The organism is Paenibacillus sp. B2(2019), from assembly GCF_008370385.1.
GTDB lineage: Bacteria > Bacillota > Bacilli > Paenibacillales > Paenibacillaceae > Paenibacillus_AQ.
The window spans coordinates 783280-810216 of the sequence record NZ_VTZR01000024.1 but is presented as its reverse complement, the minus strand read 5'-3'; the positions used below and the strand labels follow the sequence as shown (position 1 = coordinate 810216).

Here is a 26937-nt window from a genome sequence, read left to right as displayed (position 1 = left end):
TCATTAAGTTATTTGTTGTTCATGTCTATAACTAAATGATAATTGAAAGAAATAAACTCCCCAGAAACGATTTATTAATAAAGTATTAACTAGAGCTTAAAATTATCGAAAATCGTCAAGAAAATGCCATTACACCGTAAATCGGTATCCCGCACCCCACACCGTTTCAATATACTGTGGGTTCGAGGGGTCCGATTCCAGCTTCTCCCGTATTTTGCGAATATGAACCGTAACCGTTGCGATATCCCCGCTGGAGTCCATCCCCCAGATCCGTTCGAATAAATCATCTTTGCTGAATACCCGATTCGGATGACTCGCTAAAAAGACCAGTACATCGAACTCCCGAGCGGTAAACAAAACCTCATGATTACGTACAAACACTCTGCGGGCATTTTTATCGATATGAACTCCACGGATTTGGATCTCATGCTTCTCCATTGGCTCTAGCTTGCTGAGCATGCGTTCATATCTCGTTAGGTGCGCTTTCGCTCTTGCCACTAATTCACTTGGACTAAAGGGCTTCGTAATATAATCATCCGCTCCGAGATTAAACGCCCGAAGCTTATCGATCTCCTCTTTCTTCGCAGATACGATAAAGATCGGCACTTCCTTAGCCTCCCTAATACGGCGGCATAATTCAAAGCCATCGATGCCAGGTAACTGCAAATCTACGATAATAAGATTATAATCCCCTTCAAGAGCATGTTGCAGCCCTTCAGAACCTGTATGACATATATCAACGGCAAAACCGTTCAGTTCAAAATAATCTTTTTCCAATTGCGCTATCGTTGCCTCATCTTCAATAATCAGAATCCGTGTCATGCGAATGAAATCCTCCTTCATCGGTCGTTCGCTTTAAAGTAAAGAACAAGCTTGATCCCACACCTGGTTCACTTTCCATCCATATCGACCCACCATGCCCTTCAATAATCTGACGAGCTATCGCAAGACCAAGTCCGCTACCGCCTGTCGATAGATTCCGAGAAGGCTCTGCACGATAAAACCGTTCAAAGATATGTGGAAGTGCTTCAGCATCAATACCCATTCCATTATCCTTCACTTCAACAGTCACCCATTCACTATCCACTTGCAGAGAAAAACGGATTAAAGGGTCCGGCTTGTCCATATACTTCAGCGCATTTCCAATTACATTCAGTAATACCCGTTTTAATTTATCCAAATCTGCAACAACCTCAATACGCTCGGAGTTATGGTCGTCTAGCTGAAATGAAACTCCTTTATTTTCGTTATGGTAGCGCATCTCTTCGATACAATCCTCAAGGAATGCAATAATATCCACAGCTTCGAACGAAAATGGGACCTGATTCAAATCCAGCTTGGAATATAGGAACAATTCATCAACCAATTTATCCATTCCAATGGTTTTGTTATAAATAATGTCGACGTACATGTCCATCTTCTCAGGTGTATTGGCGACACCATCTCGTATGCCTTCAATAAACCCTTTAATATTCGTAATCGGAGTACGTAAATCATGTGAAATATTTGAGATTAATTCTTTCCGATTCTCCTCATATTGCAGACGAAGGTTCACTGACTCTTGCAACCTCTGTCTCATCGTCTCGAACGCTTTATTTAACTCCCCAATCTCATCTTTGGATTGCAGGTTAAGTTCAAATTGAAGGTCACCCTCTTGAATTCGTTCTGCGGAATCCCTTAACTTGTTCAGTGGTTTAATAACACTTCGTGTAATCCAGCGATATAATAGCACATTTGCAACCACAAGAACGCCAATTAATATCAATGAAAAGATTGGTAGCAGCCTCCGTGTGAGTTCCGCAAAAGGACTATGCTCTTTGATGACGAAAACACTGCCTTTCGCCCCATCCGAATATTTAAAGTCAAATTTGGCATAGCCATAAAATCTTTCTTTAATATTAAACGTGTTACGAATCTGATAGTTATTGAGATCGTAAGGAGGTAAAGCATCCTTTAATTCAGGTTGATTGAAGGTGCGCGATTCAAACACAGGGTCATTCACTCGCCTTACAAATAGTCCCGCTTTCTCTGTCTTTAGCTTAAAATCATATTCCAGTAACAAATCCTTGTTCTGCAATTCATCCGGGTCATGCTTGGCTAAATACTTTAATTCTAAAAAAATCGACTCTTCTTGCTCCGACAACGGATTTAATTGATAGTGCACTTTATAAAAATCCCGAAGACTATGAACATCTCCAGTTGATGCAATTGTAAATAAAGCTGCCGTCATTACGATGATAAGTAAACTAACGACTAGCATTCCCGTATAAGATAACAGTAATTTTATCCGAATCGACACGACTGTTCCCCTCTCACTAACATTGGATCCGCTAAATAGTCATCTCCGTATTTTAGTGAAATACTATCACATGGGGAGAGCGTTTGCTAACAGAAAAAAACTTCTACCAACACTTCGGCAGAAGTTTTTATAGAACTTAATTTACGCGAGATCATCAAATGCTATATAGATTGATCTGATGATTTTCCTATTTCGGGTTGGTCGCGACTCCAGAGAATGTTTGGACTTCCGGCCGCTGTTGTCTGCAGATTCCTTGATTTATACCGTTCTTAACGGTTGAAATCCGCAGACTGCCTATGCTTTCGAAGCGAGCTTTCCTACGGAAAGCTTTCGGGCGGACGCTACCGCTCCTACAGTTCCAAAATTCCCTTCCACCACTTTTCCCTTTTTTGAATATTTTCAAGTTCATTCTATATTGGTACGTTTTCCAGTGATGAGAATACTTTATCGAAGCCTGCTTTAGAACGAGAAAATAATTCAGATGAACTTTGCGCGGAAGCTGGCGCCAGAACTTCTTGGGCGATCACACCGGCATACCCGATCTTTTTCAGGCTTCCCAAGAATCCTGTGAGATCAATAGAACCTTCTCCTGGATACAATCGATCGAAATCTAACAATTCCTCTATCGGTAGAGGTTTAGCATCATTAATATGGACATATGCAATTTGATACGGTTGTAATTTCAGCAGATCCTCACTCGTTAATCCATTCGTATGCCAATGGTAAGAATCCAATAACAATCCGATGTTCCTTACTTGAATCGTCTCCATCCAGCTCAACGTATCTTGCATCGTCCAGATCAGTGGATTTGCCCATTGTGTACGTAAGTGATGAGGGCCAACGAACTCTAATGCTAATGTAATTCCATAAGCGCCTAATATTTCCGCGCATAGTCTTAAACGTCTTGTGGCTGCAATCATAAAAGCTGCGACCGGAAGATCTGTCGAAGGTAAAATATATGTACAACATGTCGTACAATTTAATGCAGCAGCGGCTTCAGCCATTTGGGTAAGCGATTTCAACCCTTCTCTAAAGCTTTCCTCTGTTGTGCGCCAATCTACCACTAAACCAAATGATCCTAGCATGATTCCATGACTTTCTAGCAATTGAACAGCCCCATCCTTACCATACTGCTGCACTAACTCCAATGGATTTGCGTCTATCGACTGAAAGCCGAATTGGCTCGCAAGTCTGATATATTCTTCATTAGAACTGAGTTCACCCAAGCCTGCTGTTGTTAATCCTCTTATCATCGTCGTTCTCCCCCTTATAACCAATCTAAACAGTTCGTCATATCTAGTCTAGCGCATCGTGCACTCGAATAAAACCATCTCTAGTCCCCTTTAACAAATTCTACGATCCAATTGCAATAATATTTTTTGTCAAAAATTAAGATGGGGTGGGAGGCTTATGGGGAGACGACATGCCCTTCCTTTCATTTTCGTTCAAAGATCCTTATACTTGCTTGGAGAAGCATTTCAAGGGAGATTGAACAGTATGGACATAAAAAAATTGCAATACTTTATCGCAGTAGCAGAGGAACTGCATTTTAACCGCGCAGCAGAGAAGCTAAATATGACGCAGCCTCCCTTAAGCCAGCAAATTCAAGCTCTGGAGAATGAGATTGGTGTAAAACTATTAGAACGGAACAAAAGACAAGTTCGTCTAACGCCAGCGGGGGCGGTATTTCTAGAGGAGGCTAAATCCATTTTATCTCAACTGGAACGCTCTATTAAAACAACACAATTAGTCGATCAAGGAATTATCGGACATTTGAATATTGGATTTATAGATTCTGCAGCTGGTGGAGTATTGGTTGATATGTTAAAAATGTTTCGGAAACGTTATCCACAAGTACAACTCACATTACATGAGATGACGTCTGCTCAGCAGTGGCAGGCTTTACATGAAGGAACGATTCGCATTGGATTTGTACGTTATACAGAGTCGGGCAAGCATATCGACCATCGTCCCTTAGTCAATGAATCGCTTGTTGCCGTTTTGCCAGAGAAGCATCACCTAGCTCATTTACCGGTGTTATCCATTCGCTCTTTAGCTTTAGAGCCGTTTATATCGTTCCCACGTCATTTAGGAGCTCCTTTTCATGACCTCATTATGAGCTTCTGCGCCCAACACGACATGTATCCGAATGTTGTACAGGAAGCCATTCAGATGTACACCATTGTAAACTTGGTAGCTGCTAATCTTGGAGTTTCCATTGTGCCCTCTTCAGTTGCTATTTTTCAGCGCGAAGGTGTCGTATTTCGTCCCTTTGAAGAAAGCACACCATCGATTCCCCTTTATGCCGCTTGGAGAACCGATTCCGATCGTGCCTCCTTATCCGCGTTACTAGAGATCATAGGACAAATGAGTTCAGAGGCTATTAATGGTGAATAATATAATATTCAGCCCGTTTTTCTAGGATCACGTTCAACGAGTCCTTCTAGCACCCTATCGATTTGCATCATAACTTCCCTATCCAGACGAACTCCCGCAGCTTTGGCATTTTCTATTACTTGCTCAGGCTTGGATGCCCCAATAATTGCAGATGAGACTTGTGGATTTTGCAACACCCATGCTATAGCCAACTGCGGAAGCGTCAACCCAACTTCGCTGGCGATGGTAGAGAGATTCGAGATCGCCTCAAGCACCTCAGTCCGAAGCCATTGACCCGCCAATTTATTCATAAAAGGTGAGCCCGCAGCTGTTGAAGCACGAGAACCCTCTGGCAATGGTTGCCCTGGCATATATTTACCTGAAAGAATCCCTTGAGCAAGCGGTGACCAGACCACCTGTCCAATCCCTTCCCGCTCACAAGCTTGAACTACCTCCGTCTCCATTACGCGCCATAACATCGAATATTGAGGTTGACTAGCCACCAATGGCACCTTCAATTCCCTCGCCAAAATAGCACCTTCTGATATCTGATCCGCCGTCCACTCACTTATCCCGACATAGAGAACCTTACCTTGACGCACCAGATCCGAAAAAGCCAAGAAGGTCTCTTCAAGGGATACTGTTGCGTCAAAGCGATGCGCATAATAGATATCAATATAATCGGTCTGTAATCTGTTCAGTGAAGCAAGGCACGCCTCCATAATATGCTTGCGAGACAGACCTCTTGCGTTACGTCCCGTCCCTGTGGGATGGCACACCTTGGTACACAATTCGATATCAGCTCTGTGCACTCCTTTTAATGCTTGGCCCAGCACCATCTCAGCTTTCGTATCGGAATATACATCTGCAGTATCAAATGTTGTGATCCCTACATCCAATGCAGCGTGAACACAAGCATGGGCAGTATCATTGTCCACTTGAGCACCATGTGTAATCCAATTACCATAAGCAATCTCACTTAGATGTAAGCCACTCGTTCCTAATTTGCGATAGTTCATTTTATACCCTCCTTTAGATAACAATCTGATTGTAACAAAGAGATATTAATACGAGAAATACTCTTTAATATGCGATTTAATTCAAAAAAGATATTACTGAGATACTTAAAGATAATAAAAAACGCCCTTTAGGCGTTTTTTTCGGTAAATATTCTGTTTCGAAACTCTAACTTCGCCAATACTCCGGTGAGTATTAACCTCCAAGCCTTGTTACCGCACCACAACTAACAGTACAATAATTCCGAGCCAAAACAGCCAGCTTACTGGGTGACCGAAATTTAATCCCCAGCCGACTCCGAGCCTTTTCTTGACGATTAGGTTTGGATCTTTGCGATTGAAATAAATCATACCTAATAGCCATTTATCATCATCATGGACAGGTCTGACATTGGAGCTATCGGCAGATCGCTCCAAGCGGCTTTCGCCCTGACCAGCCCAGAAAGTTAAGGCCAAGGCGTATAGGATGATAAGGGCTATTATGATTAGGATAATAGGGATAGCGAAACTCATGTTAAGCAGAGATATCATGTTTAGTTGCACGACGGAAAACAGGATAACTATTAAGAAGCTTGCTGTAAGCATAAAATATGACCAAGTACGGCGGTAAGTTGCGTCTTGTCTGATGGAACGGTTAGGATCATTGGGTTGAACCTGCTGCTTTACTCTGCGAATACTCCAATTCTCAAATATGAACAAAAGTGTTATGAACACTTGCATTATCGTAGGCATAAACACAGAACTATAAGATTTAGCTGCATAGCCGTCTACGTTCCAACTGCTGTTGTAATGGATCGGAATCTGATCAGGAATCAGATCGTAGTTACGTAGCACAGTTACAATAGTAACAACAATAATTAAAACATGAATGAGGAACCAATTACTAGACAAGCCAATGTTTCTTTTCCGAAATCCAGTGTCCACTGCCATGATCGATGGTTCCAGAGCAATAGGCAGCATAGGTAGTAAACTTTTCATTTTGAAATGATAGCTAATGTTTATGACTAGGGAGATTACGACCATGGCGAGTGAATAAGTGACAATGATCCAACTTTGTTGCTTGGAATGTTCATCACCGTATATTAGACAGATGATACAAACAATGAATAGGATGGTATGCAAGGTAGCACTAATCCTAGCATATGACTTCCGCATCTGGCGCAGAGGCTCACTATGGAATTGTACAGGGCTGACGGTGACCCCAAAACTAATCGTCTCTCTTGTTAAATAAGGCATGCTTACCATGAGTACAATGGCAGGTACAAATACAAAGATCATTACTATAACAGGCATTATCGTCATATCATTCGCCTCCTCTTATATATAAGTGCGTATTCAAAACTCTATAACCCTTATAGCATAGGCGATTCATCACTATGCCTTTTTGCGTATGATTATCCTATTAACTTAGGATAGGTAATCGACTTGAACATAAATTTTATTATAATCGATTTTAGTGACTATTGGGGTGAAATTAACAATTTATCCAGTTTTTTTGCTACGCAGAGCTACTCATCTGACAACTGAATTATGGCAAGTACATCTGTTTGAAATTCTATGTAGGTAAAGGACTCGCCTCGTATCTGCAATGGTGCGGATTACTGCGTCAGAGTATAAATAAGTCCGTCCATGCTTAATATAGTACTTGCTCAGGTTTGTTCCATTAAGATATTTCTCTACAATCGCTCGATATATCGGACGCTTCATTTCATCCACCAGTACCGACCTTGTGTTCTTATCATAATGGTATGGAAACAGTTGCTTTCCGTTTGTCCAAATGCCTTTCTTCGCTCCAGCCTCTTTGTCCTGCTTCATTCTTCGCTTAATCGTTTTGTATTCTATTCTGGCAAAAATGGACATGAAGTCAAAGGATACATTGAGTTAATTCTTGCCTTATCTCTTCATGAATTTGAATTTCTTCTACCTGATGCTCAATGCTTGACTGCTCATTTTCACTTTAAAGCTATTCTGGGATCGTTTGTTCACCTTCCAGTCTAACCTGATTGCTTCCACGGATATTTCTGCTTGAAATCCTATTCTTATATGCCATGAAATAAACCCCAAAAAAACCGAAGCGTATTTACACCCCGGTTCCTTTACTGACTTATTATATGCCATCTTAAATAGAATCTTTATCACCACTAAATAGAGCTTGAGTCACTCTGTAAATCGAATAGCTTTTCGACTTGATCAAAATCTTCTTCGGATAACCTCTCTTTGAGCATCTCCAAAAAATTAATGATTTTCTTATTAATCTTCTGCAATTCCGGATCACTTGGCTTAATTAACTCATTCGGATACTCCCGCTACGAGAATGGAAATTTGGATGTTCCGAGCGCCGTTTTAATTACGCTAGCTAATTTCCATAAAGTAAGCATCGACTATATTTTAGGTCAGACAGATAACCCTAAGCGCAATCCCAGCAAAAAATAATAATCCGCAACACAAACAAGCTTCTGTGATATTCACAGGAGCTTGTTCACGTCTAGGGTAAAGCATAAATAATTACTTCAATGCTACAAACAAATCAATCTCATTCTCTAGACTTTCTGGTTTATATCTTTCATCCCAAATTTCAAAATCATAATCCTTTGGTTCATTTCCAGTTTCTCTAATCCATTGTCCATATACATAGTCATATGAACGACTAAGTTCCGATTCAAGTCCCTGATGTGTGTAAGTAACATACTTACTCTCACCGACAGCATGACCTATCATATCTAACGGAACATCACCTTGTTTACTTACTTCATAACAAAGAATATGTGTAAACATATCCAGCTGAGGATTAAAATCGGGATTCATAGGATAAACCTGCATTAAAATCACATTCTCATTTTTCTTGTTTTGAATTTCGTCTTTTCTTTCAAATAACGAATGATAAATACTCTTACCAAGACCAGACTCAAATTCTTTAATATCTGCTTCAATTTTGTAGCCTACAACATGAAAAGGAGGTAATGTTATTACTTTAGCTTCCAGAAAATCTCCTCCATTCAATGAGTAGGCTTATCACAACATTAATCATACAAGACTTCAATCATTTTTCTTGTCTTCGCTAGCTGCTCCACAGTAAAATCATGCTGAGCAGAAGCATAAGCGCTAAAAACAATATCGAGCACAAACAATTGAGCAAATCTGGAGCTTGTTGCCGAACTACGAAGCTTAGCTTCCGGCGCACGGGATGTGAATAAAGATACATCAGCGAGCTGAGACAGCTTGTTACTTCAAGGCCGAGTGAGGCTAATTGTTTTTATACACTTGTCCTTAGCTCCTTTTATTAATTGAATAACCTCTCTCGTTCCACCGCTATACAAAATGCCCCAGAAGACGGCGTTTTCTGATTTCGTAGCCATCGCTGCGGCTAATAAATGACGATCTGAAATCGCATATACATTCTTGCCTAGCCGGAGCCATTTCTGTGCTGCATCCTGTGCAATAATAAAGGAGGCCCTTACCCCATAAACATAAATAACCTCTGCCTGCTCAATAGACTGCGCGTCGAGTTAACTGGCCGTATTCTGAAAGGTCAGTATGGTGTTCGACAGCAATTTATCAATGATGGAATCAACGTTTCATTCGATTCAACATCAAAGTATCTAACATGCGGCGTGTTCTCCACCTCCGCGGATAAACGGATTTTCAGCGCTGGAAAGCCCTCTATTCCAAGCGACCGACAAAAAACGAACAACCGCCGCACTGCTTGCCTCCGCTTTTGTCGCTAACTCATGTATGGTCATATGCAGCACTTCTTTAGCATTTGCAAGAATGTACTCCGCTACTTTTTTCTCTGATTCTGGCAATTCATTTAAGTCTAGCTCAATTTGCGAAATCATACTTCCCCGCAATTAAACCCGCTCCAACAAATGCAGGAATCATTGGTATGAAAATATTTCCGATTTTTCGCAAAAAGTTCTTGAACGGTTTATCATTCTTCTTTTTAAGCTGCGCCTTCATTTGTGCGCTTTGTGCTTGTAATTGCTCAGCCGAAGTCGCTATTTTCCTAATACTCATTTAGACTATATTGAGCAATCTAATTTTTTATCACTTCTATGATACCACACGTTCCATTATTGACGAATTTTTTTTTCAACATTAAACTATAAGTTAAGAAATTAAATTTCAAAAAAACCGTTTTTTTCATTTATTAAATTTATCCCAACATTACGGCGCAGGAGGAAATGAAAGATGACGACGACACCAAACATCATCGTAATGAACCATCCAACTAGAGAGCAGCTTGAAAAGATTTACGATATTTTAGATGAATGCTTTTCCGTAGGCCGAGCTTTTTTCCAAGAAAGATTAGACCTAGACACCACATATGATCCAGATACAACATGGTTTGCGATGGTTGACGATAAGATTGCATCTAATGTACAAATTTTTCCGTTTCATATTAGAGTCGGTCAAGCGATCTTGAAAACGGGTGCAATGGGGAGTGTCGGTACAGATCTAAATTACCGCGGGCTGGGGCTTGCACACAAAATTCTTCATGCGCAGACCAACTATATGAAAGAAACCGATTATGATATAAGCTTGCTTTTGGCTAGCAAGCATGCGTTTTATGAAAAGGCTGGCTGGAGACTTATTCCGGAGACTGCTTTCGCAATTGAAAAACCAGCAAGTTTGGAGCAGCAGCAAAACAGTGATGAAATCATTCCTTTTGAAGCATGTTATCTCGATGATATCCGTTTCATCTATGAACAATTCAATAAGAATCGTACCTACACCGTGATCCGAAGTAGAACGTATTGGAATGATTTATTGACCTGGCCGGAATGGAAGAAAGTTGACTGCTTGCTCCTTCGCAGAAATGAAAAAATCGTTGCTTATGGCATCATTGAAAAGAAAGATACTGAACAAGTATTTATTAATGAATTATTGTATTTGAACGAAGCCGAAAACGGCGTTGAAGCTTTGTTTCATGCCTTATGTCAGCTGCGCCAAAATGCAAAGCAAATATTAGCGATGCTCCCAGAGGACCATAAGCTATATTCCTATTACCAACAGCATCAAGCAAATTCAATTCAAATCAATATGGCGATGTGGAAAATGATCAATCTCAGTTCAACTTTCCATAAGCTTCAGCCTGAATTAGAAGATCGCCTAAACCGTAGCAACATAATTGCAGACCAGGAGCTGCATATTGCACTTCGCAGCAATGAGGATTGTATCTACTTGGATTATAAGCAAAAGCAGCTTTCTGTTTCCGATGCTAGTAATCATACCAATCCCTATACTTCAATAGAAGTAGATGAACGCGAGCTAATGACTTATATCATGTTCGGCTATAATGAAGCAGGCGCAGCAAAGGACAGTACTGAGCACGCTAACATCCTTCAAGCTCTATTTCCGAAACAACAAGCCGTGTTTTATTTGACCGATAAATTTTAAGCCATTTTTGATTCCTACCATTTTAAAATAAGGGTGTGTCGCAAGTCCAACTGCTCGGACTTATGACACACCCTTATTTTTCCATAGCGACAAAAACTAGTCGTTGTTCATTTTTGATCTTCCTAACAGGACAGCACCGTAGGCTGCATCCTTAATCGGCAAAATCAGCTTTGTTTGCGTGTAGCTCTGTGCGAGCTTTCGCTCCAAGGCTTCTTTCACAAAGCGAGACTTTTGCAGCACACTTCCTGCAATCGCAATCGGACTTTCATATAGCTTAAGCCGTTCAATAACAGGCACAACAAGCTCATATAGATTGGCTGCACATTTCTCCGCTAACGCTATTGCATGTGCATCGCCCTTCTCGCATGCGGTCGTCATAATCGGTGCGAGCTGCGCAATATCTTTTTTCGTCGTATTTTTATCATAAACAAAGCCAATAATCTCTTTCACAGTGCTTAATCCAAGCTGCTCATATACCATCGCTGGGATGACCGTATCGGTTATTCTTCCGTCCTCCACTTGAACTAATACGGATAATAGATCGCGCCCAATGCTATAACCGCTTCCCTCGTCATCAATCAGATGACCAAAGCCTCCTGTGCGATGCTGCTCTCCTTTTTCATTGACCCCGAAGCAAATCGATCCTGTACCGGCTATGAGAATGATGCCTTGCAACGCGTTTTGTGCTCCATATAAGGCGGTTTCTTGATCGCCAGTAATCGTTAATAGCCCGAGATAACCGTTATTTCTCACATGTTTCTCCAACAAATGGATGACTAGTGGATTACTTATTCCTGCCGCACCTATACATATATGAGCAACTTCTTGTAAATTACTGCAGTAGAGCTTCGTTTGACTAAAAATTTCCTCAAAGGAGGCAGCAATCGCATCAGCATCACCACCGTTATAATTAATAGGCCCTACAGTAAAGGTTAATAAAGCGTCTTCCTGGTCATGGGTAATTGTGACAGCTGTTTTCGTGCCGCCCCCATCAATTCCAATGATAAATGCCATACCTATGTCCCCTTGTTGTACTTTTTTCTCTACATCTGTATCGTAATCTTGGCAGTTGGTACAACCTCACCATTTAGGATTGGAAGGAGTGATTTGAATGCATCAAGTGTATACTCAAATGCCGCAATTCCGCAGAACTCGCCTTCGATTAACGGTAAATCATACGGGCGACCTAATGTAATGGCCGTTACTTTGCAGCCTGCTGCCAGCAGCTTCTGAACAAGCGCAAGCTGACCTTTGTTTTCACGCGCATTGAACAAGCCGATAACAATATGCTTGTAGCCTTGTACCTTTGGCAGCGCAGCGTTGATTTGCTCCTCGCTCGGGTCAATGTCGATAATCTCATAAGCTGTATTAAAATGCTCCCCCATATATTGCGGAAAGCTAAGAGCTTGATTCAAGCTGCTGGACGCAAGATCGGTGCGGTATGAATAGGAACCCATAAATAACACTTGCTCGTCACCGGTATGAATGGGCTGGAGCTCACCTTTAATGAGGCAGATCGTTTCCGTACGCATTAGCTCATTTGCTCGGCGATGTACATCGCAGCCAACTAGTTCATAATCTAGCTCCTCAATCGTCGCATATTGTGCTTTATAAGCTAAAATTTTTGTAACAGCTGCATCAATCAGCGCTTCATCCAAATCACCGGTGGCTACAGCTTCTTCGATCAAATGAATCGCTTCCTTCACTGTCTCAGGAGTATGACTAATGAATACCAAATCAATACCTGCTTTAACAGCTCCTAACGCTCCTTTTGCCGTACCATAGTATCGTTTGATCGCGTCCATTTCTAAACAATCCGATACAACTAACCCTTTATATCCTAATTTTCCTTTTAATATCTCTGTAATAATGGTATGAGACATAGTTCCGGGCACACCGGATTTTTCAATTTTCGGAAATAAAATATGTGCACTCATAATCGCTTGAGCGCCTTGCTCAATTGCGGCCTTAAACGGCAGCAGCTCAAGCTGCTCTAATTCCTCAAGTGTTTTTTCAATGGTAGGCAAGCCAATATGTGAATCGACATTTGTATCACCATGACCTGGAAAATGCTTAAGTGAGGACATGACGCCTCCATCGAGCAATCCCTTCATCATTTGAATTCCATACTGGGATACTGTTGCAACAGAATCACCATATGAACGAACATTTATGACTGGATTCAATGCATTATTGTTAACGTCCATAACTGGAGCTAGATTAAAATTAATACCTAATGCTTTCAATTCTCTGGCAGTCATTCTGCCTGCTGCATACGCATTTTCAGGTCGTCCTGAAGAAGCAATTGCCATGGCTCCAGCAACATTGGTCGCGTCTTTAGGCATACGAGTGACTCGACCGCCTTCTTGGTCGATCGTAATAAAACCCGGGATACCAGTATGTGTCGTGTACCATTGCTGCAGCTCAGTAACAAGCTCGCCTAATTGATATTTATTGTAGATATTATGTGAGAATAAAATAATATTGCCGACTTTATAATGCTCAATAACTTCCTTCAGCTCAGGAGTGATCTCGGTTGAAGGGAAGCCTGTTACGAACATTTGTCCAATCTTTTCGCGCAAGCTCATATGTTCTATTGTTCTCATCAATTATTCACCTTCCTCTAGCGATATAAATGATACTGCTGTGTTATTTCTGCAAATTGCTTGCTTTCCGCTGCAAACTGTTCAAGCAGCTGCTTGGCTTGCATATTTTCCGTACGATACATGTTGTCTCCCCCCAGCAAATCGATAAATGGACGAGAGCCCTCCTTCACAGGAGGCAGGAATGAAAATTGCTCGTACAAATCTCTTATCGTAAATAATAAGGTTACCCCAACTTCTAAAGGCCTCAGCACTTGGAGATCTGTAATGTAAATTTGTACCCCGCCGCATAGCTCGCCACAATGTTTAGATGACGTTGGCTTGAAATGAACTGGACGAAAAAGCACACCCGGGATACCTTTTGCATTCATCTCATCTGCCAATTGCTGCGCTTGAATGAACGGAGCACCAATCATTTCAAACGGGAACGTTGTGCCTCGTCCTTCCGAGCAGTTCGTGCCTTCAAATAAACATGTTCCTGTATATAATAAAGCTGTTTCATATCGTGGCATTCCAAGTGAAGGATGAACCCAAGTTAATCCTGTATCCGGGAAGGACATGCTCCGTTCCCAGCCTTCCAAACGAACGACATGCAGCGATGCATTCCAATTCATTTGATCATTTGCCATCGTTGCTACCTCACCTGCTGTTAATCCGTATCGCACGGCTAGCTCGTAATTTCCAACAAATGATTTGAAGCCGGGCTTCAAGACATTCCCTTCTACCGTTACCCCGTTAAGCGGATTAACACGATCAAGAACAACAAATTCTACACCTGCATTTGCACAATCTTCAAGTGCATACAGCATCGTATAAATAAATGTGTAATAGCGTACACCAACATCTTGAATATCGTATACAATGATGTCTACTTCATTCAGCATTTCTTTTGTTAAACGCTTGGAGTCTTTACGGTACAAGCTATAGACTGGAACATTCGTAAAAGGATCCATGTAAGTGTCTACTACTGCCCCTGCATCCAAATCTCCGCGAACGCCATGCTCAGGTGAAAACATCGCAGCAAGATTAAAATTTTCATGTAATATAGTAATCGTTGATGCAAAATCCTTCGTAAGACCTGTCGGCGCTGTAATCAATCCTACGCGCTTACCTTCGAACAAATAACGATAATTCGTTATAGAATCAATCCCATTTAACACCATATGAAGCTGCCTCCTAGCTGCTTTTTCGCATAAATGGATAGAACAAGGGAATGTTTCCTGCTATACATAGAAACACTCCCTCTTAGCTAGTTGAATAGTTACCAAAGACTAGACTGCCTAACCTTCACCGTTTCAGCAGGCACCATAAATGCTTCTGCATATGTCTTTCTTGCTTCACAGCCGCGAACAACTGCTAGTGCTTTATAGTAATCCATGTATTTGAAAGATTTGCTATTCGTCACAAACCAATGCTTGCTTAAAGCATCTATCCATAGATCAAATGCCGCTTGATCGAAATCCACATATACGTAAGGGACATAATCAACCGCATCCTCCCAGTTTTCGGAGTAATATAATCTTGCTGCAAAGTGCGCGGGGAGCGCTCGTTCAAAGGATGATAGACTTGCGAAGAAACGGGCATCATTTACGATATGATGCGTTAGCGCATGGTCCTTATGCATACTGTTTTTCCAGTGTGTAATAATAATGTTAGGCTTCACGCGACGAATTACATCACAAACCTCCATACGAATTTCTTGATTGTCAGGCAACTCTCCGTCACAATAATCATCGAATACAATGGCTTCACCGCCTAGCATATCCGCAAAAACCTGTGCCTCTTTCACTTTTTGCTGACGATATTCCTTCATATCCTGTCCTGCCGGGACCCCTCGTTCACCCGCAGTTAACGCTAGTGTCACAATGCGATCTCCCTTTAAACTATGACTAGCGAGCACACCACCAGAAGCTAGCTCCACATCACCAACATGCGCTCCAATTGCTAATACTGTGAATTTTTCGCTCATTTTTAAAGTTCCTTCCGCAATATAGAAAATTGTTTTTCAATAGTAAAGCCCGCTTTTTGATAGATTCGAAGTGCAGGATTATTACTTCCAGTGAATAAAGAGATATATTGACAGCCCACATTTTGAAAAGCTTCAACCATTCGGAAAAATAATACACTGCCAAGGCCATGCCCCTCATGCTCTGGGTGCACTCCGATACCGCAAAAAAATGCTCTTCCATCAGGCTGCGAAATAATTGGACCTGCAAAGCCCACAACCTCGTTGACGTACACAGCTACTACAAGTGGTGCGCCAACCTTCACATAAGTAACAACATCCTTCTTCCACTGCGGATTTTGCAGGGCAGCAAGTGTTGCTTCAAGCCCTGTATGTAAATCAGGGACATAGGGCCCAATGTAATAGTCCTTGCTATTTGCTTTGGTTTCCTTATCTAAAATATCTTCGGGAACAATAAAGCTTCCGAGGTTTAAATACATGCCGCATTGCGTCGCTCGATCTTCGTAGCCTTTAGCAATTAAAGCTTCATATAATGGCTGGTCCTTACTGATGCCCGGGGCATTATTATGCTCATGCTGAGGTGCACTTGGTATACTCCACTTCAGCTTAACAGGGTTGAAAAACAATACATCCGCTTGTCTTTTCCCAAGTTCTTGGAATCTTTTTTCTAAACGCAATAGAAAAGCATCGTAAAGCTCCAGAGAAGCCACATGGGTATCTATAATAACACTCGTAATATAACCGGCCACATCTCCAAGAGGGAGATCGTCACCGCAGCAGCCAGCTGCAAAACCAACAATCCCTTTTTCGTCACAGCCTACCCATATACAGTCAGCGTCAAAATAAGGATGGTTGATGAATGTATCTTGAAACTCTCGCTCTGTAAATGGCTTATAATCATATTTTGTAGCCTCACGATTCCAAAGCTCTACAACTGCAGAGTGATCTTCAATTGAAAAGGGTCTGATTTGCAACATTTAAGCCTCCTGTGAACGTCCAATATAGGGCCAGGAAATTTTGCCCATTACTACTGGCTGTGAAGCTCCAGTTACTAGCGGGATATTGTTTGGTAAGCGCTCCATCGTGTAATACGCTAGCAGAGCAAAAGCAATTGCTTCCTTAGCATCACTATTACCACCGATATCCTCCTGCGTCAGCACCTGCACGTTATGCGGTGCAAATAAGTGCTGTAAATCACGCAAAAGCGTCTTGTTATAGCTTCCACCGCCGCCAATTAACAATTGCTCAGCCTGGTGCTGCGGTGCAATATACCGTTCATAGCTATCGACGATGCTCCAGGCAGTTAAGTACGTAGCTGTTGCAACAACATCTTCTGCTTTCCAGTTATTAACCTTCATCATTTCAATAATTTGTGCCACGTATTGTTGGCCAAACCGTTCTCTGCCTGTCGATTTTGGTAACGGCATCGTATAATATTTATCCTGCTGCATCCATTTCAATAGCTCATCAATCACTTGACCGCCCGCACCAATTTCGCCATTAACATCCATTGTCATTGGTGCAAATAATTGCGATACAAGGCCATCGATAATCATATTTCCAGGACCCGTATCAAAAGCAAATACCTCATCCGGTGAGGCATTTACAGGCAAAACAGTCACATTGCCTATTCCGCCAATATTTTGCATCAGAAGTGTTTTCTTTGGATTGTTAAACAATAAGTATTCGGTAAATGGTACTAACGGAGCTCCTTGTCCACCCATTGCCATGTCAGCAACTCGAAAGTCTGATACGCAAGGAATTCCTGTGCGATTGGCGATAACTGCACCATCCCCAATCTGAACGGTACAATGCAGATTATAACCGCCCATAACATTCTCATCTGGAGCATGATAGATTGTTTGACCATGCGATCCTACTGCGAATATTTGCGCAGGCGAAAGGCCGCATTTCCCTATAACGGATAATGTGGCTTGGGCGTATAATTCGCCAAGCCACATATTCATTGCGCCAACCTTATCAATTGTAGCGCTAGCGGGATCAAAAAGCTCAAATATGGAGTTTCTAACTTGCATCTCAAAAGGTGTGTTTTCAAAAGCCAGTAATTCAATCTCTACTCCATGCTCTTTTTCGGCTGATGGGAAAAGCTTAACTACTGCTGCATCAATACCATCTACTGATGTACCGGACATCAAGCCAACTAAGTATGTTGCATCAACTTTTGATTGTTTGTCCATTAACCTTTCACCGCTCCAACTGTTACCCCTTCAAGGAAGTATTTTTGTAAACTGAAGAACAAAATAAACATTGGAACTGCTGAAATGGTTGCCCCCGCCATCATCGGTGCAAAGTAAGTTGTATTCGCAAAGCGAAAGTTTTTCAAGCCGACCTGAATGGTTTGCATATCCATCGTATTCGTTACTAGGAACGGCCAGAAAAAGTCATTCCATGCCGCCATGAACGTTAGGATTGCTAGTACTGCCATAATTGTTTTAGATAGAGGCATAATGATGTACCAGAAGATTTTAGGCTGGGAACAACCTTCGATTTTAGCAGATTCAATAATTTCACCTGGAATGGAGGACATGAACTGCTTAACCAAGAAGATATTGTATACCGTTACTATGCTCGGCATAATCAACGCTGTGTACGTATTTTGTAATTCAAAAATGTTTACGATCAAAATATATAGTGGAACCTGAGTGACTTGAACAGGAATCATCATAGATCCCAGCAAAATAGCGAACAAAATGTTTTTCCCTTTAAATTTCATTTTTGCAAAAGCATATCCAGCAAGTGTAGCAAAAAATACGTTAGATACCGTGATACACGCTGCCACTATAAAGGAGTTCAATAACCAGTCCCATGTATGTGGGCTGAAGTTAAAGAAGAATTTATAAGATTCAAATGAAATCTTCGATGGTAGGATAGAATAGCTCATTGCACCAGCTTCTACCGGATCACCGAACGAGGAGATGACCATAAAGTATATCGGGAATATGGTAGCTGCGGCAAATAGGATAAGGAACGTAATGTTTGCACCATTACGTATAAACAGATACCCTTTGCTTCTTAAGCTATTGTTGTACAAACCCATAGTATTCTGCTCCTTTTCCTAGTATTCTACATCTTTACCTATAAACTTGAATTGAAGGAATGATATAAATCCGATAATCGCTGCTAGAACTAATGATTGTGCCGCTGCCTCACCAAACTCAAAATATGTGAACGCATTGTTAAAGATTAACAAACCTACCATTGTTGTTGCATGGTCTGGTCCACCGCCTGTCATAAGATAAGCGTTTTGGAATACTTGGAAGGAACCGATAACACCAGTAACAAGTAGGAATAGCGTTGTTGGCTTAAGGAAAGGGACAACGATAAACCAAAGCTTTTGCAGGAAAGACGCGCCGTCAATTTCAGCTGCTTCATAATAGCTGTTATCAATAGCGAGTAATGCGGCTATATAAATAATAATTGCTGTACCATGACTTGATAACCATGACATTAACACAAGTGAGAACATTGCAGTTGCACTGGAACCAAGCCAGTTTTGATTTTCAATACCTAAAAAACTCACGAGCTTATTGGCAATACCTGATTTTAACGGATCGAAGATCCACAGCCACACAACAGAAAGCGCTACACCAGATGCTACGGCTGGCAAGTAATATAGTGCTTTAAAGATCGTTTGTGTTTTTTTCTTGAAAGGAATAATCAAAATTGAAATTAAAAATGATAGAAGAATATTAAACGGAACAGTTAATAGCGTATATACTAACGTGTTTTTCAGCGCTTTCCAGAAAAGTTCATCTGAAAACGAGTTAACGAAGTTATCCATGCCGACAAAAGTGGATCCTAATGGACCATATTTTTGTAAGCTGATAATAAAAGCATTGATGACTGGATATGCGGTAAATAAAGAAAACGCAATAAGTGCTACTGCGATAAACGCGTATCCCCAACCTGAGTCACTTTCGAGTTTCAATTTTTTTCTTTTTGTCAACGTTTGATTCATTGGGTCGCACCTCTCTTCTAAAAACAGTACAAGCTCTAGCTAATTTAGAAGGAAAGCTGTACGTTCTAGCTACGCACAGCTTTCACATGTCAGCCTAAGACAGACTAGTCAACTACAATACCATCTTTACCGAAAGATTTAATTGCAGCTGCTTTAACTGCATCATACATTTCTTGTGGAGCAATCTCATTTGCAAGTAAGGCTTGTAGTTTAGGAATAATAACTTCTGTTTCAATTTTTAATGCTTCAGCAGCCAGATCAGTAGGAATATCTGTACGAGCCGGAAGCGCTTTTGCCATCATAGCTTTACCTGCAGCAACGTTATCTTCGTTACGAGGGAATTTTTCAAGTACTTCTGCATTACGTGCAGATTCAGTAATTGGTGATAAGAACAGCTCATTACTGTAGTTAGCAGCAATTGAACCAGAAGACAAGAAATTCGTTGCTAGGGCAATATTTTTGATGTGCTCTTCAGATGGAGCTTTTTTACCACGAAGTGCGATATAACCATCAACGATTGAAGTAGGGACATAATCGGCACCGTTGAATGTTGGGACTGGAAGTGAAATATAATCAACTTCAATAGAATCTGCAACAGCTGAACCATCGTTCGCTTTAATCTTCTCATTGTTTAGACGAGCAGAGTTTTCAAATGCAGATAAACCTTTACCTGTGATCATCGTTTGACCCGTTAGGAACATGTTCCACCGTTTACCAGCATCGATAGAGCTTAGCTCTTTAGGCATAGAACCATCGTTGATCATTTCGCGAATAGATGTAAGTAGACCCAAGAAGTTTTTGCTTGTATACGTATATTTAAGATCTTTATCGAAGTAATCTGGTAAACCTGCAGTTTTAGCAAGAATAGCTAGATAGTCTTTAGATGCTACACCAGATGTTGCGAACACGAAACCATAACGAGTAGTTTCACCTTTATCATTTTTCACTACGCCTTTAGAAATTGCATTACGGAACTCTTCATAAGTCCAACCGTTTTGTTGAATGCTTTTCCAATCAATTCCGGCTTCTTCAAGGAATTGTTTGTTACCACCGATAGTGTGGATTTCCATATACGCTGGTAGGCCGTATTGAGCGTCACCTAGTTGGAAATATTTCAATGGAACTTCGTCATAATCTGCCTTGGCTTCATCAGAAAGGGCACCGTTAAGGTCGATTAGTACATTAAGTGCTGCATATTTCGAAATTCCTGAAGCACCGATAAAAGCAATATCTGGAGGAGAACCTGCATTTACTTGAGTATCAAGTTTTTGCGTCATATCTTCCCAGCTCGCTGGCTCGATTTTCAAAGTCAAGTTAGGATGTAGTGTATTAAATTCTTTTTCCATATCAGCAAAACGTGTTTGATAGTTCGCTGATATCGGAGGTAAAAGTGCTGTAATCGTATCCTTTTTAGGCTCAGAACCACCGTTACTAGTTCCTGTGTTACCGGAATCTGTAGAAGCTGGAGCGTTATTTCCGTTTCCTCCGCAAGCCGATAATAGTGATACCATCATGATTCCTGACAAAAACAGAGTTAATCCACGTGATCTTTTTTTCATCGAAAACAGCCTCCTCAATTATTAATAGCATCCATCCTGTTATTCCACTTTTCACACCTAAACCAATGATGCGATTGCCTGTTTCAAGCGTCCTCCGTTTGCGTTAAGTACTTGTTCTGCTTCTTTTGCATCTAACCCCGATTTAATCATCATAATTGCCAGCTTACAGTTCATAGATGCTTTTTCAAGTGTTTCTGCGGCGGTTGATGTATCTACACCAGTCGTGTTCATGATGATACGAATCGAGCGATCTACGAGCTTAAAATTACTAGCCTTCAGATCAACCATCAAGTTGTTGTACGTTTTTCCTAACTTGACCATTGTGCATGTTGTCAGCATATTAAGCACCAACTTCTGAGCAGTTCCTGCCTTTAATCGAGTCGAACCGCTAATGACCTCCGGTCCTACAACAGGTGTTATACAAACATCTACAATGGGTTCGAACTTTGAGCCTCTGTTGTTACAAACACCGATAGTGGCTGCTCCAAGTTCCTTTGCTTTCGCTAAAGCTGCAATAACGTAGTTTGCACTACCGCTTGCCGAAATCCCAATAAGTACATCTTTGTTTGTTACACCAATGCTTTCGATTAATGCGATCCCTTCATCCATATCGTCTTCACAGCCTTCAACCGCAGTACGCAAAGCAATATCACCACCAGCAATATAGCCCTGCACCAAGGAAGGATCTGTACCAAAGGTAGGAGGACATTCGGAAGCATCCAGAACACCTAATCTTCCTGATGAGCCAGCTCCTATGTAAAACATTCTTCCACCATTAGACAACCTATGATGTAGAATATCTACCGCCTTTGCAATCTGCGGAATCTCCTCAGCTATAGCTCTGGGGACCAGTGCATCTTGTTGATTCATTAACTGGATCATTTCTTCCGTAGTACATTCATCAATCATTAATGTGTCTGGATTCACAGCCTCTGTTGTCAATCCCGCAAGGTAGTCATTCATAGCCATCCTCCTTCTTCCCAGCCTTAATCTGTCATGTAATTAACAAAACGCGTTAGATTAACTTACAATTATTATGTTCTTATACTAATACAACACCATCGCTTCGTCAATAGATTTTGAAATATAATTTCATAAAGAAAATAAATTCTGATGTTTTATTTCATTCCTTACACACTATGTTATACCACATTTATAAAGCGCTTACAAGATGCAATTTAAATTTTTACCAATTGCTTTGATCGCTATGGCTCTAAGGTTAAATCGATTTAAAAAAATGTATTATTTGCTGATTGTCGCTCCAAACGAAACATAAAGTTACATCATCCGTGTTCAACCGGATGATGTTTCGTCTTCGATTCCATTCATTTCCTTCCTCATAATTGTGTGCCAAGCTATTAATTATTGAATTAAACTACTTATTATATTCATTAGATCAACGTATTCATCATGTAGATAATCTGACATGGATTGATAAATAGTATATTTAAGTATACGAAGTGAATGAAATACAAAAAAAAAAAGAAAGCATTGATCCATGATCAATGCTTTCCTCCACATTTATTCTATCAGAACCTAATTTCTAAGTTTTTTCTTTAATATATTATGCGTTTTTGTTAAGTAGGTTTTTACTTCTTCATATTCTGCACTTGCGACACCAGCAAATAATATGTCGATGATCGTAAGCATCGCAATACGCGAGCCCATAGCCCCACTGCGGATTGTTATTTCAGGTGTGGATATGCTCAGTACAATATCCGCCCGCTCCGCAAGCTCACTTTTATTGTACTTCGTAATCGCAATACATTTCGCTCTATTCTTTTGGGCAATTTCCAGTGCATCAATAATATCACTAGTTGCTCCAGAGTTAGAAATGAAAATGGCAACATCATCTTTCTCAAGTAAAGTTGCTGCCGTGAGCTGACTATGACCATCTGTATAGGCATGACACATCTTATTAATTCGCGAGAACTTCTGTTCCCCGTCCATACAAACGAGTCCCGAAGCACCTATTCCAAAGAAAACAATTCGCTTACTATGACATAGTAATTCTACAGCTCTTGTAATTTCTTTTCGATCAATAACACTAAGCGTATCCTCAATGGACTTGCAATTATTCAATGAAATATTTGATATAATTGTCGAGAGATCATCACCTGGCTGAATATCTGTATATTGAGCCTTTGAATCCTCATCACGAGAACCCAAAGATGCCGATATACTCACAATAAAATTGCGGTATCCGCTGTAACCCATCGTCTTACAGAAACGAAGGACAGATGCATCGCTTGTCTTACTCGATTGAGCCAATTCCTTAATCGACAAATGAGGGATCTCTTCCGTATTTTCTAAAATGTAATCTCCGACCAATCGTTCAACTGGTGTAAAACTCTCTCGCATCTCACGAATTTTAATTAATACGTTGTCATTTAGACTCATAATCTACCTACTCTAGATTTAATTAACACCTTTAATAATATCATAAACAATATAAACAACCTATTTCAATAACAAAATACGTTTTGGCATATCAAAAGCTAATATTAATTAATCTATTAAAATCATCCTACTCTTAGGTCATCTGGTGACTTTACGTTGATTATAGCGTAATAAAGTTGTAAGGTATAGTCGATAATTATATACTTTCTGATATGGTGAAACAAGGGACCACAAAGGTCCCCGAAGATTCTTTCTATTGTTCTCAGCATACGTATAACGCATGTATTTTTAAATTTTACTGCCGTCTAAATATGACTCGATTTGTCAACTACATTCTTTGATGTAGCACCGTTGCTTGAACCATTTAATTTGCTAGCAAGCTGCTTTAATGCAGTCAAGAACACCGGCATGGCCGCTACACTTAGTAATAATAGTGCAATGATTAATACGAATGCTACCTGTATAAGTGTCATTACGTCCGAAGGAATCAACGCGGCGCAGGTGATCCAACATCCCCTTCAAGCTCGTTATACCGCATCATCAGGAATATGCTGTAATCAACGCCCAGGGCTGCAATCATAATGAAGCTGAAAAATGGAACGATCCAGTTCAAGATTTCACTGATTCCAAGAGAAGTAAGTACACTAGCACCAAGGAAGCAATAATGAACAGAGAACTGGACACAGAGCGCGTAATGACTATTAGCACAATTATGATTCCGACCAGCATAATCACGGCTGTACGTACAAAGTCATCCTGTGAAATATTCTGCAAATCAGCATTGGTTGCAGTTGTTCCTGTTAAGGCTGCTTGCACTCCTTGCAAGTCGCTGCCATCTAATGGCATTCCAAAAGCTGTCTGCAAGTTCTTCTTCGAGCTCAAGCGAATACAGTAACTCACCTTTCCATCATTTTAGCGAACATCTTCAAAGGGCCATATACAGTGCAGATCAATGCCATGGAAGGCAGGGGGCGTAACAATTTCTCCTCCTTACCTGATTTGGCTATATCTAGAATGAATTTTAATAAATCACCGAATATTGCTTTGCTATGTTCGTCTAAGTAATACCCATCTTCATGCAAGCCTTTCTTTTGCGATTTTTTTGCGCAAGAAATAAAGAGTCCTTTATAATGTAATAATGTACATAAAGACGGATTTGGAGGTAAACAAATGGCAAGTCATAAATGGGTATTAATCATAGACGATGAAGATGATTTAGCTCGTCTGATGAAGGCAGTTTTACATAAAGAAGGTATTGCAGACGTTGTAACTGCCGGGACAGTTGCAGAGGGATGGGACAAGTTTCAGGAGTATAATCCTGAACTTATCTTGCTAGATATTATGCTGCCAGATGGAGAAGGATATGACTTATGCAGAAAAATTCGGGAAACATCAAATGCACCGATCTTATTTATGTCTGCAAAGGATGAGGAAATTAATAAGCTGTTAGGACTGGCGATAGGTGGCGATGATTATATTACTAAACCGTTCAGTCCCAAAGAAGTTGCTTATCGGGTAAAGGCACAACTGAGAAGAGCTGGCTTTACAGAGGAAAAAAAGGCTCCGAAAAGTTTGCAAGTTGGCCCCTTTGAGCTTAGTGCCAATGAGACAGAATTAAAAAAGAATGGCGAACCCCTTGTGCTTACCGCCAAAGAAGTCGGTTTAATGAGCTGTTTCATGCATCATCCGAATCAGATCATAAGCAAAGAAACCTTGTTTGAACAGGTATGGGGTGAAGATTTTTTTGGTTCCGATAATACAGTGATGGTACATATTCGGCGCTTACGCGAAAAAATTGAGGTAGACCCTTCAAAGCCAACCTTTTTATTAACGGTTAAAGGGTTAGGTTATAAATTACATACCAAGGGGTGAGACAAGTTGAAATGGAAATTGACACTCCGTTTTTTAAGATCGGTTATGACTATTGTTGTGATCGTTGGTATTGTAAATGCGATTTTATTTCTTTTTCTATTCTTTTTACAGCTAAAAAACAATAATTTTGGCACTGAAGAAGCGTCTGCAGAAACCTTTAGCCGGACCTTTTCACAATATGTTGAACTTCAATCCGGCAGACCTGTTGTCAACGAAGATGGCCTCAAAAAACTACAAGAAATGAGCGCCTGGGTACAATTCTTGAATGACCAAGGGGAGCAAGTAGCAGCCTTTTATACCCCTGAAGAATTGCAAATAGAGTATTCTCCTATTGAAATTGTACAAATGTATAAATATAAAGAATTAGATGCACGCACGACGGTTTTTGTCAGCGAAGCCCAAAATTTCAGTTACTTTTTAGGGATTAATAATCCTAAAATAGGCCGGTACGTAATGACCTATGACTACGCTAAAATTTTCAAAGATGTTAATGTTTTTCTTTCCATTTTTTTAATCGTTGATGTGCTTATTGTAATCCTCATTGGATTTCTATTTGGGAAAAAGTTAACTGCACCCCTTCATACATTAATAGAGGGTATTCAACAGCTCAGGGAACGACGTTTTAAGAAAATGCCTACTCCCAAAGGTGTTTATGAAGAAGTTTTTCGAAACATGAATGAACTATCTGAAAAGCTCGATCGACATGAAGAGGAACGTAAGCATCTCGACCAAATGCGTGAGGAATGGATTAGCAATGTTTCACATGACATGAAAACACCACTTGCTTCTATTCAAGGTTATGCAGAATTTATTAACGACAGTGCTACAGATTTAACAGCCCAAGAATTACAGGAATACACGTCAATTATCAAGAGTAAATCGATGTATATGAAAGATTTGTTAGATGACCTCAATTTAACGACGCGTTTGCGTAATCACCAGCTATCCCTGCAATTTGAAGAGGTGAATCTCGTTCAGTTTCTACGAGAAATGACGATTGAACTTTTAAATGACCCGACCTTTGGTGAAAGGCAGATAGAGTTTGAGGCAAATGTGGTTAAAGCCGTACATAAAGTAGATAAAAAATTACTAAAACGAGCGATCCTTAACTTTATCTACAACGCGCTGGTGCATAACGATGAAAATGTCGTGGTGAAGATTCGAGTGGAAACCATTAGTCCGCATACCCAAATTACAATTTCTGATAATGGCCAGGGTATTCCGGCTAAAGATCTGGAACAGGTTTTCGAACGCTACTATCGGGGTACAAACACAACGAGCAAGCATGGTACTGGGTTAGGAATGGCCATCGCAAGAGACATTATTTGGGCTCATGAGGGGAAACTCGATTTGACGAGCGTTGAAAATACCGGTACCACCATTACTATACTTTTATAATTCAAAATGACTTCCTTATTAGGCAAAGAAAAGGGCTGCTCTCCACTTACTTTATTGGAGACAGCCCTTCTT

Annotated in this window: 25 protein-coding genes and 3 pseudogenes; 5 read left to right on the top strand and 23 right to left on the bottom strand. The window is 40.6% G+C overall.

Features of this window, described 5'->3' with window-relative positions:
- Positions 1-129: 129 nt before the first annotated feature.
- The 3 genes from PAENI_RS24940 to PAENI_RS24930 form a co-directional block, all read right to left on the bottom strand.
- Positions 130-822, bottom strand: a complete 693-nt coding sequence (locus PAENI_RS24940; RefSeq protein WP_149647031.1) for a response regulator transcription factor — start codon at positions 820-822, stop codon at positions 130-132.
- Positions 800-2299: a sensor histidine kinase gene (locus PAENI_RS24935; protein WP_149647030.1), complete on the bottom strand. Its 1500-nt coding sequence runs from the start codon at positions 2297-2299 to the stop codon at positions 800-802. Before PAENI_RS24935 ends, PAENI_RS24940 begins: the two co-directional genes overlap by 23 nt.
- Positions 2300-2709: 410 nt before the next feature.
- The gene (locus PAENI_RS24930; protein ID WP_149647029.1) at positions 2710-3552 is read right to left on the bottom strand and encodes a sugar phosphate isomerase/epimerase family protein; all 843 of its coding nucleotides are present in this window, start codon (positions 3550-3552) and stop codon (positions 2710-2712) included.
- Between the two features lie 244 nt (positions 3553-3796).
- Here PAENI_RS24930 and PAENI_RS24925 point away from each other — a divergent pair, with 244 nt between their 5' ends.
- Positions 3797-4696: a LysR family transcriptional regulator gene (locus PAENI_RS24925; protein WP_149647028.1), complete on the top strand. Its 900-nt coding sequence runs from the start codon at positions 3797-3799 to the stop codon at positions 4694-4696.
- 8 nt (positions 4697-4704) lie between these two features.
- Here the strand turns inward: PAENI_RS24925 and PAENI_RS24920 are convergent, their stop codons facing one another.
- The 3 genes from PAENI_RS24920 to PAENI_RS32735 all read right to left on the bottom strand — a co-directional run bounded on the left by PAENI_RS24920 (position 4705) and on the right by PAENI_RS32735 (position 7955).
- Positions 4705-5694, bottom strand: a complete 990-nt coding sequence (locus tag PAENI_RS24920; RefSeq protein WP_149647027.1) for an aldo/keto reductase family protein — start codon at positions 5692-5694, stop codon at positions 4705-4707.
- Positions 5695-5904: 210 nt separating this feature from the next.
- Positions 5905-6993, bottom strand: coding sequence for a DUF1648 domain-containing protein (locus PAENI_RS24915; protein WP_149647026.1), 1089 nt, complete (start codon positions 6991-6993; stop codon positions 5905-5907).
- A gap of 839 nt (positions 6994-7832) precedes the next feature.
- Positions 7833-7955 (bottom strand): DUF6809 family protein, encoded by a 123-nt coding sequence (locus PAENI_RS32735; protein WP_262495728.1) that lies wholly within the window; start codon positions 7953-7955, stop codon positions 7833-7835.
- 19 nt (positions 7956-7974) lie between these two features.
- On the opposite strand from PAENI_RS32735, the pseudogene PAENI_RS32730 reads away from it, so the two are divergent.
- A pseudogene (locus PAENI_RS32730) lies at positions 7975-8124 on the top strand (helix-turn-helix domain-containing protein); the annotation flags it as partial.
- 72 nt (positions 8125-8196) lie between these two features.
- Here the strand turns inward: PAENI_RS32730 and PAENI_RS24905 are convergent.
- From PAENI_RS24905 to PAENI_RS32300, 4 genes and pseudogenes are all read right to left on the bottom strand, one after another.
- Complete coding sequence (locus PAENI_RS24905) at positions 8197-8691, bottom strand: GyrI-like domain-containing protein (RefSeq protein WP_262495719.1); 495 nt, start codon at positions 8689-8691, stop codon at positions 8197-8199.
- Between the two features lie 227 nt (positions 8692-8918).
- A complete protein-coding gene (locus tag PAENI_RS32725) occupies positions 8919-9182 on the bottom strand; it encodes an SIS domain-containing protein (RefSeq protein ID WP_262495726.1) in 264 nt (87 codons plus the stop codon).
- Positions 9183-9290: 108 nt separating this feature from the next.
- Complete coding sequence (locus PAENI_RS32720; RefSeq protein WP_262495718.1) at positions 9291-9527, bottom strand: MurR/RpiR family transcriptional regulator; 237 nt, start codon at positions 9525-9527, stop codon at positions 9291-9293.
- Positions 9528-9531: 4 nt separating this feature from the next.
- Positions 9532-9684, bottom strand: a pseudogene (locus PAENI_RS32300) (PTS transporter subunit EIIC); the annotation flags it as partial.
- A 195-nt stretch (positions 9685-9879) separates the two neighbouring features.
- Between PAENI_RS32300 and PAENI_RS24890 the strand changes: the two are divergent.
- The gene (locus PAENI_RS24890; RefSeq protein WP_149647025.1) at positions 9880-11088 is read left to right on the top strand and encodes a GNAT family N-acetyltransferase; all 1209 of its coding nucleotides are present in this window, start codon (positions 9880-9882) and stop codon (positions 11086-11088) included.
- Positions 11089-11184: 96 nt separating this feature from the next.
- Here PAENI_RS24890 and PAENI_RS24885 read toward each other — a convergent pair whose 3' ends face one another.
- From PAENI_RS24885 to PAENI_RS33100, 13 genes and pseudogenes are all read right to left on the bottom strand, one after another.
- Positions 11185-12102 carry an N-acetylglucosamine kinase gene (locus PAENI_RS24885; RefSeq protein ID WP_149647024.1) on the bottom strand — a complete coding sequence of 306 codons (918 nt, stop codon included), beginning with the start codon at positions 12100-12102 and terminating at the stop codon, positions 11185-11187.
- Positions 12103-12131: 29 nt separating this feature from the next.
- The gene (locus PAENI_RS24880) at positions 12132-13694 is read right to left on the bottom strand and encodes a glycoside hydrolase family 3 protein (RefSeq protein WP_262495717.1); all 1563 of its coding nucleotides are present in this window, start codon (positions 13692-13694) and stop codon (positions 12132-12134) included.
- A 17-nt stretch (positions 13695-13711) separates the two neighbouring features.
- Positions 13712-14854 (bottom strand): exo-beta-N-acetylmuramidase NamZ family protein, encoded by a 1143-nt coding sequence (locus PAENI_RS24875; RefSeq protein ID WP_076141025.1) that lies wholly within the window; start codon positions 14852-14854, stop codon positions 13712-13714.
- A 98-nt stretch (positions 14855-14952) separates the two neighbouring features.
- Positions 14953-15660, bottom strand: a complete 708-nt coding sequence (locus PAENI_RS24870; protein WP_076106428.1) for a PIG-L deacetylase family protein — start codon at positions 15658-15660, stop codon at positions 14953-14955.
- A gap of 2 nt (positions 15661-15662) precedes the next feature.
- Complete coding sequence (locus tag PAENI_RS24865) at positions 15663-16634, bottom strand: GNAT family N-acetyltransferase (protein WP_149647022.1); 972 nt, start codon at positions 16632-16634, stop codon at positions 15663-15665.
- A complete protein-coding gene (locus tag PAENI_RS24860; protein WP_149647021.1) occupies positions 16635-17855 on the bottom strand; it encodes an anhydro-N-acetylmuramic acid kinase in 1221 nt (406 codons plus the stop codon).
- Positions 17855-18715, bottom strand: a complete 861-nt coding sequence (locus PAENI_RS24855; RefSeq protein ID WP_036688719.1) for a carbohydrate ABC transporter permease — start codon at positions 18713-18715, stop codon at positions 17855-17857. Before PAENI_RS24855 ends, PAENI_RS24860 begins: the two co-directional genes overlap by 1 nt.
- A gap of 18 nt (positions 18716-18733) precedes the next feature.
- The gene (locus tag PAENI_RS24850) at positions 18734-19636 is read right to left on the bottom strand and encodes a carbohydrate ABC transporter permease (RefSeq protein ID WP_060622964.1); all 903 of its coding nucleotides are present in this window, start codon (positions 19634-19636) and stop codon (positions 18734-18736) included.
- 104 nt (positions 19637-19740) lie between these two features.
- A complete protein-coding gene (locus tag PAENI_RS24845; protein WP_036688723.1) occupies positions 19741-21195 on the bottom strand; it encodes an ABC transporter substrate-binding protein in 1455 nt (484 codons plus the stop codon).
- Positions 21196-21252: 57 nt separating this feature from the next.
- Entirely contained in the window at positions 21253-22158 is a 906-nt protein-coding gene (gene murQ, locus PAENI_RS24840) for an N-acetylmuramic acid 6-phosphate etherase (RefSeq protein ID WP_036688725.1), read from the bottom strand.
- Between the two features lie 573 nt (positions 22159-22731).
- The gene (locus tag PAENI_RS24835; protein ID WP_060622962.1) at positions 22732-23595 is read right to left on the bottom strand and encodes a MurR/RpiR family transcriptional regulator; all 864 of its coding nucleotides are present in this window, start codon (positions 23593-23595) and stop codon (positions 22732-22734) included.
- A gap of 305 nt (positions 23596-23900) precedes the next feature.
- Positions 23901-24435 (bottom strand): annotated as a pseudogene (locus PAENI_RS24830) (MMPL family transporter); the annotation flags it as partial.
- A 56-nt stretch (positions 24436-24491) separates the two neighbouring features.
- Positions 24492-24677, bottom strand: coding sequence for a TetR family transcriptional regulator C-terminal domain-containing protein (locus PAENI_RS33100; RefSeq protein ID WP_188114670.1), 186 nt, complete (start codon positions 24675-24677; stop codon positions 24492-24494).
- A gap of 88 nt (positions 24678-24765) precedes the next feature.
- Here PAENI_RS33100 and PAENI_RS24820 point away from each other — a divergent pair, with 88 nt between their 5' ends.
- Entirely contained in the window at positions 24766-25467 is a 702-nt protein-coding gene (locus PAENI_RS24820) for a response regulator transcription factor (protein ID WP_149647020.1), read from the top strand.
- A gap of 45 nt (positions 25468-25512) precedes the next feature.
- On the top strand, positions 25513-26865 hold the full coding sequence (locus tag PAENI_RS24815; protein ID WP_223178995.1) for a sensor histidine kinase: 1353 nt from the start codon (positions 25513-25515) through the stop codon (positions 26863-26865).
- Positions 26866-26937: the final 72 nt, after the last annotated feature.